At 38.8% G+C, this 14,090-nt stretch carries 12 protein-coding genes; 7 read left to right on the top strand and 5 right to left on the bottom strand.

The window, feature by feature from the left end; all coding sequences use genetic code 11:
* Positions 1–67: 67 nt before the first annotated feature.
* Both FTT76_RS15340 and lysS read right to left on the bottom strand, forming a co-directional pair.
* Complete coding sequence (locus FTT76_RS15340; RefSeq protein ID WP_180063451.1) at positions 68–1,531, bottom strand: capsule assembly Wzi family protein; 1,464 nt, start codon at positions 1,529–1,531, stop codon at positions 68–70.
* 179 nt (positions 1,532–1,710) lie between these two features.
* A complete protein-coding gene (lysS, locus tag FTT76_RS15335; RefSeq protein WP_180003896.1) occupies positions 1,711–3,237 on the bottom strand; it encodes a lysine--tRNA ligase in 1,527 nt (508 codons plus the stop codon).
* Positions 3,238–3,697: 460 nt separating this feature from the next.
* Between lysS and FTT76_RS15330 the strand changes: the two genes are divergently transcribed.
* On the top strand, positions 3,698–4,204 hold the full coding sequence (locus FTT76_RS15330; RefSeq protein WP_180049141.1) for a YqiA/YcfP family alpha/beta fold hydrolase: 507 nt from the start codon (positions 3,698–3,700) through the stop codon (positions 4,202–4,204).
* Between the two features lie 99 nt (positions 4,205–4,303).
* Here FTT76_RS15330 and FTT76_RS15325 read toward each other — a convergent pair whose 3' ends face one another.
* A complete protein-coding gene (locus FTT76_RS15325; RefSeq protein ID WP_078189930.1) occupies positions 4,304–4,849 on the bottom strand; it encodes an adenine phosphoribosyltransferase in 546 nt (181 codons plus the stop codon).
* 527 nt (positions 4,850–5,376) lie between these two features.
* Between FTT76_RS15325 and rubA the strand changes: the two genes are divergently transcribed.
* The 5 genes from rubA (at position 5,377) to FTT76_RS15300 (ending at position 10,078) form a co-directional block, all read left to right on the top strand.
* Positions 5,377–5,541 carry a rubredoxin RubA gene (rubA, locus tag FTT76_RS15320; RefSeq protein WP_005179369.1) on the top strand — a complete coding sequence of 55 codons (165 nt, stop codon included), beginning with the start codon at positions 5,377–5,379 and terminating at the stop codon, positions 5,539–5,541.
* A gap of 77 nt (positions 5,542–5,618) precedes the next feature.
* Entirely contained in the window at positions 5,619–6,797 is a 1,179-nt protein-coding gene (locus FTT76_RS15315) for an NAD(P)/FAD-dependent oxidoreductase (protein ID WP_180190612.1), read from the top strand.
* A gap of 58 nt (positions 6,798–6,855) precedes the next feature.
* Positions 6,856–7,794: an alpha/beta fold hydrolase gene (locus FTT76_RS15310; protein WP_218955907.1), complete on the top strand. Its 939-nt coding sequence runs from the start codon at positions 6,856–6,858 to the stop codon at positions 7,792–7,794.
* Between the two features lie 11 nt (positions 7,795–7,805).
* Entirely contained in the window at positions 7,806–8,711 is a 906-nt protein-coding gene (gene oxyR / locus FTT76_RS15305) for a LysR family transcriptional regulator OxyR (protein WP_078189933.1), read from the top strand.
* Positions 8,712–9,466: 755 nt separating this feature from the next.
* Positions 9,467–10,078, top strand: coding sequence for a response regulator transcription factor (locus tag FTT76_RS15300; protein ID WP_078189934.1), 612 nt, complete (start codon positions 9,467–9,469; stop codon positions 10,076–10,078).
* An 87-nt stretch (positions 10,079–10,165) separates the two neighbouring features.
* Here the strand turns inward: FTT76_RS15300 and ppk1 are convergent, their stop codons facing one another.
* Together ppk1 and mtgA are read right to left on the bottom strand one after the other, a co-directional pair.
* Complete coding sequence (gene ppk1, locus FTT76_RS15295; protein WP_180190611.1) at positions 10,166–12,247, bottom strand: polyphosphate kinase 1; 2,082 nt, start codon at positions 12,245–12,247, stop codon at positions 10,166–10,168.
* 145 nt (positions 12,248–12,392) lie between these two features.
* On the bottom strand, positions 12,393–13,070 hold the full coding sequence (gene mtgA, locus FTT76_RS15290) for a monofunctional biosynthetic peptidoglycan transglycosylase (RefSeq protein ID WP_180063446.1): 678 nt from the start codon (positions 13,068–13,070) through the stop codon (positions 12,393–12,395).
* A 78-nt stretch (positions 13,071–13,148) separates the two neighbouring features.
* Between mtgA and FTT76_RS15285 the strand changes: the two genes are divergently transcribed.
* Positions 13,149–13,973 carry a rhomboid family intramembrane serine protease gene (locus FTT76_RS15285; protein ID WP_180026476.1) on the top strand — a complete coding sequence of 275 codons (825 nt, stop codon included), beginning with the start codon at positions 13,149–13,151 and terminating at the stop codon, positions 13,971–13,973.
* Positions 13,974–14,090: the final 117 nt, after the last annotated feature.

The raw sequence follows: 14,090 nt of genomic DNA, 5'->3' as shown, positions 1-14,090 counted from the left end.
CTCCGTCGAATAGACTTAAAAAAATCATTTTAAAAATGCGTAATTACTTTTACGCGCGTAACATCAGTTAGTAATGAAATAAACGGTTATCTAATGGTAGTTCAATTCCAATTGACACTCCACCATCATTACCATTTAAATCTGAGTCACTTACCCAACCGTTAATTTTTAAAGGCATATCTGGACGTAAATAATGTGTCCAAGTTAAGTCTAGAGCTTTCAATTCATCTTTTTCAGGAAATGCTGCGTTATTCAAAGCAGCACGCTCTGTTTCAGAAACTTTTGCAAACAGTACACGACCATTTAGACGGTTTAGTTGATCAATACGTATATTTCCACCCACTGAAACCATTTGAGCATCACCACCTAAGGCATGACCTAGTGGATAGCCATGTTGATAGTAGCCATCTGTATATATGTGGTGGTTATAAGAAATGCCTTTAGCATCACCATTGGTTCGAGTATCGACCCATTCAGTATAGAGTTGATAAGGCATATTTTTCACACTTGAAGAATAATCAACCCCAGCAAGATACATGCTTTTTGCAGGCAAACCACCTGCTTCATCTTCACCAATATATTGGCCATACAGACTGGCTGGAACTTGCAATAATGGTTGTAAATTCAAACGCGCATCAAAACCAGCCAATTGATTTGAGGGATTTCCTTCACCCGCGCAACCCGTATCTGTACATTCATTATCTTTGCCAATGAATGCATTCCAATACGCCTTAGCACTTCCTGGTTGCCCTTCCCCATCAATTTGGAAAGTACGTGAAGCCCCTAACTCAAGATATGGTAATGGCTGTGCTGTAAGTCTAAAACCAATTAAATTCGTATCTGGAACCGCAGCATAGTCATCTAATCGACCAGCAAAAGCTTGATACTGCCAAGGGCCGATCCAAGATAACCACGGTGTTTCAAAAGCATTCTGTTCTGCACGCTGTGCAGTAAAACCATACACAGGGCGACTCGCATCACCACGGATTAAACTACCGTCATGACCAGGCCCCCAATAAGTCGGAATCTGACCTGCAATTAACCATTGGTTCCAAAGCTTCCCGGCAATGTATGTGCCTTCTACATTTACATCTTGATCATTATTAATTTGTTGTTTATCTTCAGCATTTACACGTAAACGACCATCCCAATTTTCACCACCAACGTTCAGTTCAAGTGCACCTTGATACTGCGCTTTTTGATGATCACCAAAATTTTGCGGTAAATTATTTTTATCTGACTCAGCAAATAATTCGGCTTTTAATAGTGTATTTTCAGCAGTCAATTTATTTTGAATGTTTTGTAATACTTTTTGCTGTACAGATGTCGTCGCTTTTGCAGCAGATAAAGCGCGCTGTATTTCATCACCACTCATCGGCCATGTTGAGGTGCTAATTTGAATGACGCCTTGCTGATTTAACCAATTTAAATCTGCGCGTAATTCTTCATTATTTAATACAATCCCCTGAGCAAAAACAGGAACTGATAATCCAAACAGTACAGCAGCATAGAGTGACTTTCTTAAATACATGCTCTTTTTCTCAAGTTTAATTCACAGCCCACCTTAGATTTTTCAACTCATTTATTCAAGGGCGAAACTGTATCTACCCTAATTTTTTATCATTTCGATTAAAATGCTCAATAAAAGCACAAAATAAAAAACCCGCATTAAGCGGGTTTTTCATTTCAAAACTTAATTAGTTTTTATGATTAGTTTTTATGACGCATATGTGGGAACAAGATCACTTCACGAATACTTGCAGCATTGGCAAATAACATCACCAAACGGTCAATACCAATACCCTCACCCGCTGTAGGCGGTAAGCCGTATTCAAGCGCTTCAATGAAGTCTGCATCGTAATGCATTGCTTCATCATCGCCTGCATCTTTTTCGGCAACTTGAGCTTGGAAACGTTCAGCTTGATCAATTGGGTCATTTAACTCTGAGAAACCATTTGCCAACTCACGACCACCGATGAAGAATTCAAAACGATCGGTAATATGTGGATTATCATCATTACGACGTGCTAATGGTGAAGTTTCCGCAGGGTATTCTGTGATGAATGTCGGTTGACGAAGTTCAGTTTCAACAGTTTCTTCAAATACGATGGTTTGAAGTTTACCTAAACCAAAACCAGGTTTTACTTGCTCTTTCAGTTCATTTTTAACGAAGTTAGCAAGGAACTCACGGTCAGCCACATTTTCAGCAGTGAACGTTGGGTTGTGTTCAAGAATCGCATCAAACATCGAAATCTTCTTGAATGGACCTTTGAAGCTATACACTTCTTCACCATAAGGCACATCCGTCGAACCCAAGATGTCGATCGCCAATTTTTCAAGCATATTTTCAGTCAAAGCCATCAGGTCTTTGTAGTCTGCATACGCTTGATAGAATTCGATCATAGTAAATTCTGGGTTATGACGTGTTGATACACCTTCGTTACGGAAGTTACGGTTAATTTCGAACACACGCTCAAAACCACCGACAACCAAACGTTTTAAGTAAAGTTCAGGCGCAATACGTAAGAATAAAGGCATATCCAATGCATTGTGATGAGTTTCGAATGGACGCGCAGATGCACCACCCGGAATCACATGCATCATTGGTGTTTCAACTTCCATGAAACGCTCATTGCTCAAATATGAACGAATACCTGACACCACTTTTGCACGAATTTCAAAAGTTTTACGTGTTTCTTCGTTCATGATGAGGTCTAAATAACGCTTACGGTATTTAACTTCAGTATCAGTCAAACCATGGAATTTGTCTGGAAGAGGACGAAGTGATTTGGTTAAAAGCTCAAAATGTTCAATATGAACATACAGGTCACCTTTACCAGAACGACCAATATAACCTTCGATAGCAATAATATCGCCCAAATCGAGTGCTTTAATGGTCGCAAGAACGTCAGCATCCAACTCTTTACGTGGTACATAAAGCTGGATACGACCAGTCATATCTTGGATTACGATGAATGAACCGCGGTTCAACATCACACGACCAGCAACTTTTACATAAACCTTTTCGCCTGCTTCAATTTCTTCTTTTGATTTTTCAGCGAATTGGTCTTGTAAATCTTGTGCATAGTGTTCACGCTTAAATGTGTTAGGCCACGGGCTAACACCTGTTTCCTTGGCGTGCTCTTTGATGTGCTCTAACTTGGCATGACGCTGTGCAATTAAATCGTTTTCGGAAATGGCTTGTTCAGAAGTCGATTGAGCGTTATGTTGCGTCATCTCTGTCTCAAATAGTTAAAAAACGGAAGTTGCATAGCATAGCAGATTTCCTTTGAATTGAGCAGTAAGCAATGTGCGCATTTTTTCAATAAGTTGAAATTTATCAAAGTAAGTTGTTTTGACAGCTATACCTTCAGGTTTGCTTAATCCATACCTTTCAGATATGCACGAGATAAAAGTTAAATATTTAAACTTAGCAAGCCAATATTTAGCGATATTACAATGACAACTACGTACTTTAAAATATTTATAACTATCAATATATTGAAATATATTTCAATAGCTTAATTCAACCTTTTAATCTATTTTCTTTAAGACTAAAGTCTTTTAAATGCCTACAAATTAGACCAAAAGCTAAATTCTCTTTTTGACGATTCTCTCTACAATGAAGTCATAAAATTGTTGAAAAATAAAATATTCAACACATCCAAAATGTCTGAAAACAGTGTGTAGAAAAACAATGACTTCCTGCTTATCGAAAATTCTGTTTTTACATGGATTGGATTCTTCCCGTGAATCCACTAAATTCCATGCCATCGATGCAAAACAAAAATTCTGCATTGAAGTGGACTATCGCAACTTAAATTTTCAAACTGTTGCGGACTTTTATCATGAAAGTATTGAAACCATTAAGCCTGATATCATCGTCGGTCATAGTCTCGGGGCATACTGGGCTTTGAAAATGTCGCTGTTTCATCGCATTCCTTGTGTGATTGCTAACCCGAGTCTGCATCCAGACTTTCGTGACGACTACCCTGCAATCAATGAAATGGATTTGGATCACGATATTCCACAAATTGCCTATATCGAACGTGGTGATGAAATCTTGGATATGTATGAGGCAGAAAAACAACTCGAAGACTATATGCAGCTTCAAGTCATGGATGGCGGACATCATCGCCTACAATGCCCTGAAAATATTAATGATTTAATCCAACATCTCGAATTAAATTACTTAAAAAAATAAATCATAATATTAATATTAACCTTAAGCAGCAATGTCGCTTTTATCAGACATAAAAAAGCCTTGTCTTAGACAAGGCTTTTTACATTTTAAAACTGACGCTTAAGCTGCATCTGCTTCAGGACGTGTTTTATCATCTAAAACAGACCAAATATTTAGTCCTAAATCTTTATGCAAGTCAGGCAAATCTAAGAAAATGCTTGCGCCTAAAACTTGGTGTTTACATTTTTCAGCCAATTGTTTCACTGCACGAAGCGTACCGCCCGTCGCCAATACGTCATCCACAATAATTACTTTTTGTGATTCGATTTCAGCTGACATTTCAAGACGATCTAAACCGTATTCAAGGCTATAACCAACACCGACAACAGGTGGTGGTAATTTTCCGGCTTTACGTACCAACACCAAACCTTTGCCTGTACGCTGAGCAAGTAAGCTTGCCAAAACAAAACCACGCGCTTCAACTGCAATAAAGCTATCTACTTCTGCCAATTGCTCAGCTGGAATACTTGCAATTAGGGCATCAGTTAACGATTCGATGTTATTCATAAATAACGGCGTAAGGTCAAAGAAGCAAATTCCTGGTTTTGGAAAATCTTGGACAGTACGAATGTTAGACCACAATGCCGCAGCAGTAGAATTACTCATAATAGGAGAAAATAAATTAAGGAAGGAATGTGTGAATTTTAACGCGATTTGAGAGAAAAGAACAGCTAACCCCCGACTAAAATGCATATTTAAGATACAGCAAATTTACATAAGTTACTGATTATTAATATTGTATTTATTTAAAAAATATCAAATATATATTTTCCTAATCATAAAATAAAAGATTTTAGAGTTTTTTTCTGCAAGACTTTAGTCTATGAATATAGAAAAAGCGGTATTTAGAACCCAATTCACGGAAATGAATTCCAATATAGCTTTCAATAGGCATAAATATTGTCAGACAATTTTTCACAGATCTGGGGTTTTGATGATATTTATTGTCCCTCACTGCCATTCTGCTTTTAATTTCACTCATTAAACTCTTAGCCACTTTACTTTATCGTTAGAACTGCGTAAAAATTTAACATAAGAGTCTACTGTATAAGGCTAATTAACCTTAAGGTATAAACTTATACAGTTATGAAGTATTTACTGACTTAATTTTGTGTCAGTTTTTGGAGAATGGAATGAAAAAGTATCAGTGCATCGTTTGTGGATGGATTTATGACGAAGCAGAAGGCTGGCCACAAGACGGTATCGTGGCAGGAACGAAATGGGAAGATATCCCAGATGATTGGACTTGCCCAGACTGTGGCGTCTCAAAAGTAGATTTTGAAATGGTTGAAATCTAATAAATAGAATCTAAGGCCATCATCGTTATGGTCTTTTTTTTGTCTTTAAAAAATATGAAATGTGTTTGGAGTTGAGTATGCACCCTATTGTCATTATTGGTTCTGGTATGGCGGGATATGCCGTTGCACGTGAATTTCGAAAGTTAAATACTGAACTAGAACTTATTATGATCTGTGCGGATGATGCCATTAACTACGCTAAACCGACATTATCCAATGCGCTCGTTGGTAATAAAACTCCTGAGCAAATCCCTCTAGGGGATGCCGAAAAAATGTCGGCTCAACTCAATATGCAAATCATCAATAAGAGTTGGGTTAAAGCTATCGATGCAGCAAAACATGAGCTCGCCATCGAAAGCCAAAATGGAACTCAAACACAACTGTATTCAAAACTCGTTTTAGCCGTCGGTGCAAATCCAATTCGCTTAGCCATTTCGGGTGATGGCAGTGAAGACATTCATGTGGTCAACAATTTAGATCACTACAAAGCATTCCGCAAACAGCTTGCAGCACGTGAAGATAAACGTGTGGTGATTTTAGGGGCAGGTTTGATTGGCTGCGAGTTTGCCAATGACCTCCAAAATACTGGAGCGAAAGTATCTGTGGTCGATTTAGCTCCGCAACCTTTAGGTCGTCTACTGCCGTCTCATGTGGCCGCTAAATTCCAAAGTAATTTAGAAGAAACGGGCATTCAATTCGTTTTAGGCACAACAGTCGACAAAGTGTCACGTATTGAAAATGGTGACTATCAAGTGAGCCTTGCCAATGGTCAAAGCTTAGTGGCAGATGTCGTGTTGTCTGCGATTGGCCTACAGCCTGAGATTAACTTGGCAAAACAAGCCGGCATTCACACCAGTCGTGGTGTATTAACCAATAAAGGCTTAGAAACCAACTTGGCAGATATCTATGCTGTCGGTGACTGTGCTGAAGTTAATGGTACCCTTCTGCCATACGTGATGCCAATCATGCAACAAGCACGTGCTTTGGCAAAAACCCTCAATGGTGAGCATACCGCTGTGCATTATCCAGCCATGCCTGTAGCCGTGAAAACACCTGCTGCACCTTTAACTGTCCTTCCTGCGCCAATTGATGTAGAAACCCAATGGGAAACAGAAGAGCTTGAAGATGGCATGATTGCCCGTGCCATCGATCAAGATGGCGTATTACGTGGATTTGTACTGCTCGGTGCAACTGCTGGGAAGCAACGCTTAACTTTGACTAAGCAGGTTCCGGACTTGATTCCTGCTTCAGTTTAAGGTTTAAATACAAGGACGTCCTGATAATAATAGACGTCCTTTTTAAAGGAAAATAACAATGAATAGTGCCCTTCAGTTTAATATTTCACCTTATGCCTCTTTTATGCATGAAACTCGCGTAGAGTTAGGCAATGGCATTGAACTTCATGTCGAGGTGGGTGGTCATCCTGAAGATCCTGCAATCCTACTGATTATGGGACTCGGCGCACAAATGTTGTATTGGCCCGATTTCTTCTGTAAGTCCCTAATAGACCAAGGTTACCGAGTTATTCGCTTTGATAATCGTGATATTGGTCTGTCGAGTAAAATTCGTAACCTAGGCCCACGTCTTAACACCTTTAAATTGATGGGACGTTTTGCCTTAGGTCTAGAGAATCAGGGTGCGCCCTATGATCTATACGATATGGCAGACGATGTTGCACTATTAATTGATCGTATGGGACTGGATAAAGTCCATATTTTAGGTGCTTCGATGGGCGGCATGATCGCTCAAATCGTGGCGGCACGCTATCCCGACAAAGTCCACAACTTAAGCTTACTTTTTACCAGTAACATCCAACCCTTACTTCCACCGCCATTTCCAAAGCAATTATTTAGTCTAATTGAAAAACCTGAATCTAACGATGAAGATGGCATTATTAACCATAGTCTGAAAGTTTTTAATATTATAGGCTCTCCAGGCTATATTAATCAGCTTGAAGTGATACAAACTGCACGTAAACTCTATAAGCGGAGTTATTACCCAGCGGGTGTACTTCAACAGTTTTTAGCAATATTATGTACAGGTTCCCTGCTGCAGTTAGATAAACAAATTCAGCATAAAACCATTGTGGTTCATGGAGCTCGTGACCGTTTGCTGCCGCCAAGCCATGGTAAGGCCGTTGCAAAGGCTATTTCAGGTGCTAAATTTGAATTAATTGATGGAATGGGGCATGATATCCCACCGCATTTTATTCCATATCTTAGCGGTTTGTTTGCTGATCACTTTAAATCATAAATTAGGACACTATGGCTGCATTACCATCCTTAAGACAGCTGTCATATCTAGTAACACTGTCAGAAACGCTACACTTTACTGAAGCTGCGCGTCGTTCTTTTGTCACCCAGTCTACTTTGTCTGGCGGGATCATGGAACTTGAGCGTTTACTAGGTGGCGTATTGGTAGAACGCGACCGTCAAAACGTGCGTTTAACTCCTCTTGGTGAACAAGTTGTCGGAAGAGCTCGAGTTCTATTGGCAGATGCGCAAGACCTAATGCGTTTAAGTCGTGAAATGAGCGAACCTCTAACGGGTGATTTACATCTAGGGGTCATTCCTACTATTGCGCCATTTTTACTTGCACCATTATTAGAAGAAGTGCATAAGCAACTACCAAAAATTCAATTGCATTTACATGAAGCACAAAGTGAAAAAATTGTTGAGAAACTCGAGCACGGTAATCTAGATATCGTATTACTTGCTCTTCCTTTCGATACACGTAGCTTGAAAGTTGCAGAAGTAAACAAAGAAAAATTGTTCTTGGTGTACAACAAAGCTGACCAAAATGCAGCTCAAGCGAAATCTTTAGACGACCTAGATTTATCTCGTTTAATGTTGCTTGAAGAAGGCCATTGCTTACGTGATCATGCTTTGAGTGCTTGCCCGATTGGTGAACGTAAAAACGACCATCGTTTAAAAGCAAGCTCATTGCCAACTTTGGTTGAAATGGTTTCCGCAGATTTAGGCTTTACCTTATTGCCTGAAATTGCAGTTCATACCAATATGATCAAAGCCAATGAAGATTTGGCTGTGAAAGAAATAGAAGCTAGTCCTACACGCACATTAGCATTGGTGACGCGTAAAAGTACGCCGCTTCAAAGTGAATTTGATGTATTGCTTCAAATCTTGCAGAAAATCACCAGTAATCTGCACTAATTCAATCCATGAATATTAAAGAGAGCCCTGTGCTCTCTTTTTTATTTTGCAGAAATGAATAATCCAGAAATAATAATATTGAGATGAATTTAAAATTGAAAATAAAAATATAGTATCTAGAAAAAAGAAAAGGCTAACCCAAATAGGTAGCCTGATAAGGTAATATATGACTTGATGTATATCTCAATTCATCGCCTCGATAATATCTTCACACTAGCCAGATAAGTAAGAAGATTAATACATCTTAGTAAAATATAACTTTCGTTAAAATCACTAGTTTCAGGTATTTTAGATAAAGTACGTCTGATTCATTTTCAAAGGGCTTTTTTCATAATTATGTTTTGTGCTATAAAATAACCATACATGAGAAATAAATCACATTATTTTAAATAATCACTAATATTCATGTTTAAAATAACTAAGCAATAGGTGAATATTAACTCACATCAGAAACAGTTCAATTTATTAGTTGTCAAAATACTGCTTTCACATTTCATTTATTATTTTCAATTCGAATCGAAATCTGATGATTATTTAATCAATATTCTAAAAATAAAAACGAAAAAACTATAAATCTTTGCATTCAACATAATGAAAAACACAAAAAACCATACATTAATTAAATTATATTATATCACAATAACTTAATTATACTTTAATGTATAAATCACTACTTCTAGGTATATTTTTCTAATTCACTTCCATGCACATTATGGAAATGCAATTTGATTAAAAATAATAAATGAGCGAAATGTATGATGAGTGAATTTTTATTACCAGTACCCGTTTTGATCATTGATCATCAATCAATGACTTCAAAAACAGTGCTGTTTAACATCTTAGGAGACCTCGGTTATCCTGAAGACCTCATTACATTTTCAGAAAATTTAGCAGATGCAGAACAACAAATTTTCAATCAATTGCCAAATTTAATCTTTTTAGTGGTCACGCAACAGTCTGATATCTCATTCATACATAAAATTAAGAAAATCTATCCTTCGAGCAATCTCATTATTTTAGTCAATGAACAGTCTGCCGATTTAACTTTACATGCGATTCAGTTAGGTGCAACTGCCTATATGTTGATTCAACAACCAATTGAAGACACTTATAACCAGCTGAAAACCATTTTAAGAGGTGGTGCTGCCCTGCACCCAACTTTTGCTAAATTTTTATTGAGTGAAACTTTTAGTCCGCAAAATGCAGCGCCGAAACAACTCAGTCTAAATCCAGCTGAATATCAAATTTTGGATATGGTCAGCCATAGTGCGACTCAAGAGCAGATGGTCAATGAATTAAAACTTTCAACGTATCAAATTGATGGTTTTGTCAAAAATATCTATAGAAAAATTTGTAGCTACAGCTAAATTTAGCTGAGATAAAGTATTCAAAAATAAATCTATACTTAAAAAATACCAAAGGGAGCATCTGCTCCCTTTATTTATAACCCACATCTATTTAAATGCATCTAAAAGCACATGCTGTGAATTATGTGCCTCCTCTCCCTCTTGAACATGGGTACGAATCCAACGACCATCACTTTGGAGCAACCAAGCTTGCTGATTATCTTTTAGATAATTCACTAAACCTAATTGATAAATACGCTTTTTCAAGGCGGGATCCTCAATTGGGAAACAAGCTTCCACACGGTTAAATAAATTACGATCCATCCAGTCTGCACTTGAACAGTAAATCCGAGCATCGCCATTATTACTGAAATAATAAACTCGGGTATGTTCTAAGAAACGGCCAACAATAGAACGTACGCGAATATTTTCAGACAGCCCCGGTAAACCTGGACGCAAACAACAAATAGAACGAATAATTAAATCAATCTGTACACCTGCTTGTGACGCTTCGTACAGTTTATTGATCAACTGAACTTCTGTTAATGCATTAACCTTGACTATAATTTGCGCAGACTTACCCGCTTTAGCATTAGTAATTTCATTATCAATATAATTGATAAGTTGAGTATGTAAGGTAAATGGCGCATGCAGCAGTTTTTTTAGCTTCGCCATTTTACCCATACCGGTCAATTCTTGGAAAATACGATGTACATCTTCACAGAGTTCTTTATCTGTAGTTAATAGACCGTAATCCGTGTAGATACGCGCATTTCCCGCATGATAGTTGCCCGTACCTAAATGCACATAACGCACCAATTTATTATTTTCGCGGCGTACCACCAAAATCATTTTGGCATGAGTTTTATAGCCCACGATGCCATACACGACAACTGCGCCTGCTTCTTGTAATACATTGGCCACAGCAATGTTTGATTCTTCATCAAATCGTGCTCGAAGCTCAATTACAGCGGTGACTTCTTTACCATTACGTGCTGCTTCCGCTAAAACTTGCACAATCTCCGAATCTGCGCCACTTCGATAAAGCGTTTGTTTAATGGCCAAAACTTGTGGATCACGTGCAGCTTCACGCAGTAAATTAATTACCGGTGCGAATGATTCAAAGGGATGGTGCAGCAAAATATCTTGTTTTTGCATCGCACTAAAAATGTTTTCAGATTTTTTGAGTACTTTCGGTATAACAGGAATATGTGCGTCATAACGTAGATGTGGACGTTTAAAATTTGACAGTAAACGTGCAAGGTTAACTGGTCCATCTACTTTATAGAGTTGCTCTTCTTCTAAATCGAACTCATCAAGCAAATATTCATAAATATGCTGCGGACAATTTTCTGTCACTTCCAAGCGAACGGCGCGACCAAAACGACGTGAATTCAACTCACCTTTGAGGGCTTTAGCCAAATCTTCAACATCTTCATTTAAAGCCAAATCGGCATTACGCGTCACGCGGAATTGGTAGCAACCCGTCGCCGTCATGCCGGGGAACAAATCAGAGACATGTTCATGAATAATTGCCGATAGCATCACATGATGCTCTTTGCCACCGGTTAATTCATCAGGAATCCGAACGACACGTGGCAGCGAACGCGGTGCAGGTACAACGGCTAAGTCAATCTGACGACCAAACGCATCCTTCCCTTCTAAAGTCACAATAAAGTTCAGCGACTTATTCACCAAGCGAGGGAATGGATGTGCAGGATCTAAACTAATTGGGGTTAAAACTGGTGCAACTTGTTCTTGGAAATATTTTTTTACCCATGCCGACTGTGCAGGGGTTAACTCACCACGACGCAAGAAGCAAATATCTTCTTCACGCAGTTTGGGTAAAATTTCTTGATTTAAAATACGATACTGGCGCTCAATTGCCGCATGCGCTGTCGTAGAAATTTCATCTAATACTTGTTTTGGTGTTAAGCCATCTGGACTGCGGCTTTCATTACCTAAGTCTAGCTGTTCCATCATTCCCGCAACACGAATTTCAAAAAATTCGTCTAAGTTACGTGAAAAGATCAGTAAGAAATTCATCCGCTCTAATAATGGATGAATGGGGTCAACCGCTTGTTCGAGCACACGCAGATGAAAGTCGAGAATCGATAACTCTCGATTGATATAACGATCATTATAAGTATATTCAGTAGGTACTTGCGCGACTTCAGCTGCGGTATTCATCTCAAACCCATATAAAAAATGTGTGCTGTACTCAGTTTAGTATGCTTCAAATTTATGACAATTTCATAAAAAAAGCCCATAAAGATGAGCTTTTTGTTGTAATTCAAATCGCTGCCATGCCATTTGACGAATGTTTAGATCGTTCTTAATCTGGGATATGGCTATAACGCATATATTTTTGGATCATGCGCTTACGATAATTTAGCTTTCTATCATTTCGATTTTCATCATAATATTTTGGATTGGGTAAAATAGCCGCAATAAATGCCGCTTGTTCTCGACTCAAACTCCGTGAACTTTTACCAAAATAGTGCTGTGTTGCAGCTTCTACGCCGTAAATGTTGTCCCCAAACTCAACCGAGTTGAGATATACCTCTAAAATGCGTTGCTTCGTCCACATGCGTTCCATCATCCATGTTGCAACAGCTTCCTGCCCTTTTCGGATAAATGAACGCTTATTATATAAAAATAAGTTTTTTGCCAATTGCTGAGAAATGGTAGATCCACCTGCAACCACTTTGCCTTTATCTTTATTGCGTTCTAAAGCATTTTGCATGCCTTCCCAATCAAAACCTTTGTGTTGTAAAAACTTGCCATCTTCCGCGGCAACAACAGCATGTTTGACATAATCACTGATTTGGTCGTAATCACGCCATTCGTGTTTAATCGGTTTTGATGGCTCAGACCAATAATCTAAACGCATCATCATCGTCGATTCCACAGGATGTGTACGCCACCACACCAGACTACCAAAGATCCAAAGCTGTACCAAAAGCACAAGACTGACAAGAATTAACAATGTACGAACAATAAAGGCTTTCATGTCAGTGTGTTACTCCAGAAATTCTGTTTTTTCATGTTAAGCTTATTTTTAAATATTTTGACACAGTACAAGAATAGCATGTCTGAACTCAGCCCTCCTGCTGTATCAACCCGTAAGCTGCAAATCCAACTGTGGTGGATCACGGCACTCTTAATTACCATCAATGTTGGACTCTTTGGCTGGCAAGTGTTGCATGGAATGAACGTTAGCCAACCCGACACACTGGATGCTTTGCGTTGGGGTGCTGATTATGCACCTTTAACCTTTTTAGAGGAACCCATCCGCTTATTCAGCAGTATGTTTTTTCATTTTGGCCTGATTCACCTGATGTTGAATATGTGGGCTTTGTATATTTTTGGCAGTGTTGCCGAGCAAATGTTAGGTCGTTTCTACTTCCTCGGCCTGTATGTTTTAGCCGGACTCATGGGAAGTTTATTGAGTGGTTATTTAACCATTCAAGATAGCTATGCATTATTGGCCGAAGGTGCAGCCAATCAGCAACTTTTTCCGAGTATTGGTGCAGGCGCATCGGGTGCAGTGATGGGACTGGGTGCAGCGCTGACGATTATTTCGCTGCTCCCCATGTTACCTCAACAGCAATTTTATCTGGATAAAAAAACCTTATTGATGGTGATGGGGATTAACCTCGCGATGGGCTTTATGATTAGTGGGATTAACAATGCCGCGCATATTGGCGGCATGTTGATGGGCGCTGCCTTGGCTTTCATTTGGTATGTGGGACAAAAATTACATCAATCCCTAATCATTCAAATGATCGGTCTAATCACCGCAGCTGTCGGATGCTACCTGTTTTATCTGCATTGCCAACAATTAATCCAACCGATTTTACCGCTTTGGGAACACTTTATCCTGCTGATGAAGCAATCTCTCGCAGCACGTTAAACAGTGGAATGAACCCTGTGGCTATCAACACAGATATGTTGAAAACACATCAAATCATGTCTAAACCTGGACTGCGCACTGGGTTCCTGCTCCACTCTTAACTTGCTCGGCTGTTAA

The organism is Acinetobacter sp. YH01009 (genome assembly GCF_013420765.1).
Taxonomy (GTDB): Bacteria; Pseudomonadota; Gammaproteobacteria; order Pseudomonadales; family Moraxellaceae; genus Acinetobacter; species Acinetobacter amyesii.
The sequence above is the reverse complement of the archived record's forward strand: the minus strand, read 5'-3'. Positions and strand labels throughout refer to the sequence as shown.

Bases quoted from the DNA above. Each gene is read 5' to 3' on its own strand.
- FTT76_RS15340 (WP_180063451.1), bottom strand. From the start codon at position 1,531: ATGTATTTAAGAAAGTCACTCTATGCTGCTGTACTGTTTGGATTATCA.
- lysS (WP_180003896.1), bottom strand. From the start codon at position 3,237: ATGACGCAACATAACGCTCAATCGACTTCTGAACAAGCCATTTCCGAA.
- FTT76_RS15330 (WP_180049141.1), top strand. From the start codon at position 3,698: ATGACTTCCTGCTTATCGAAAATTCTGTTTTTACATGGATTGGATTCT.
- FTT76_RS15325 (WP_078189930.1), bottom strand. From the start codon at position 4,849: ATGAGTAATTCTACTGCTGCGGCATTGTGGTCTAACATTCGTACTGTC.
- rubA (WP_005179369.1), top strand. From the start codon at position 5,377: ATGAAAAAGTATCAGTGCATCGTTTGTGGATGGATTTATGACGAAGCA.
- FTT76_RS15315 (WP_180190612.1), top strand. From the start codon at position 5,619: ATGCACCCTATTGTCATTATTGGTTCTGGTATGGCGGGATATGCCGTT.
- FTT76_RS15310 (WP_218955907.1), top strand. From the start codon at position 6,856: ATGAATAGTGCCCTTCAGTTTAATATTTCACCTTATGCCTCTTTTATG.
- oxyR (WP_078189933.1), top strand. From the start codon at position 7,806: ATGGCTGCATTACCATCCTTAAGACAGCTGTCATATCTAGTAACACTG.
- FTT76_RS15300 (WP_078189934.1), top strand. From the start codon at position 9,467: ATGATGAGTGAATTTTTATTACCAGTACCCGTTTTGATCATTGATCAT.
- ppk1 (WP_180190611.1), bottom strand. From the start codon at position 12,247: ATGAATACCGCAGCTGAAGTCGCGCAAGTACCTACTGAATATACTTAT.
- mtgA (WP_180063446.1), bottom strand. From the start codon at position 13,070: ATGAAAGCCTTTATTGTTCGTACATTGTTAATTCTTGTCAGTCTTGTG.
- FTT76_RS15285 (WP_180026476.1), top strand. From the start codon at position 13,149: ATGTCTGAACTCAGCCCTCCTGCTGTATCAACCCGTAAGCTGCAAATC.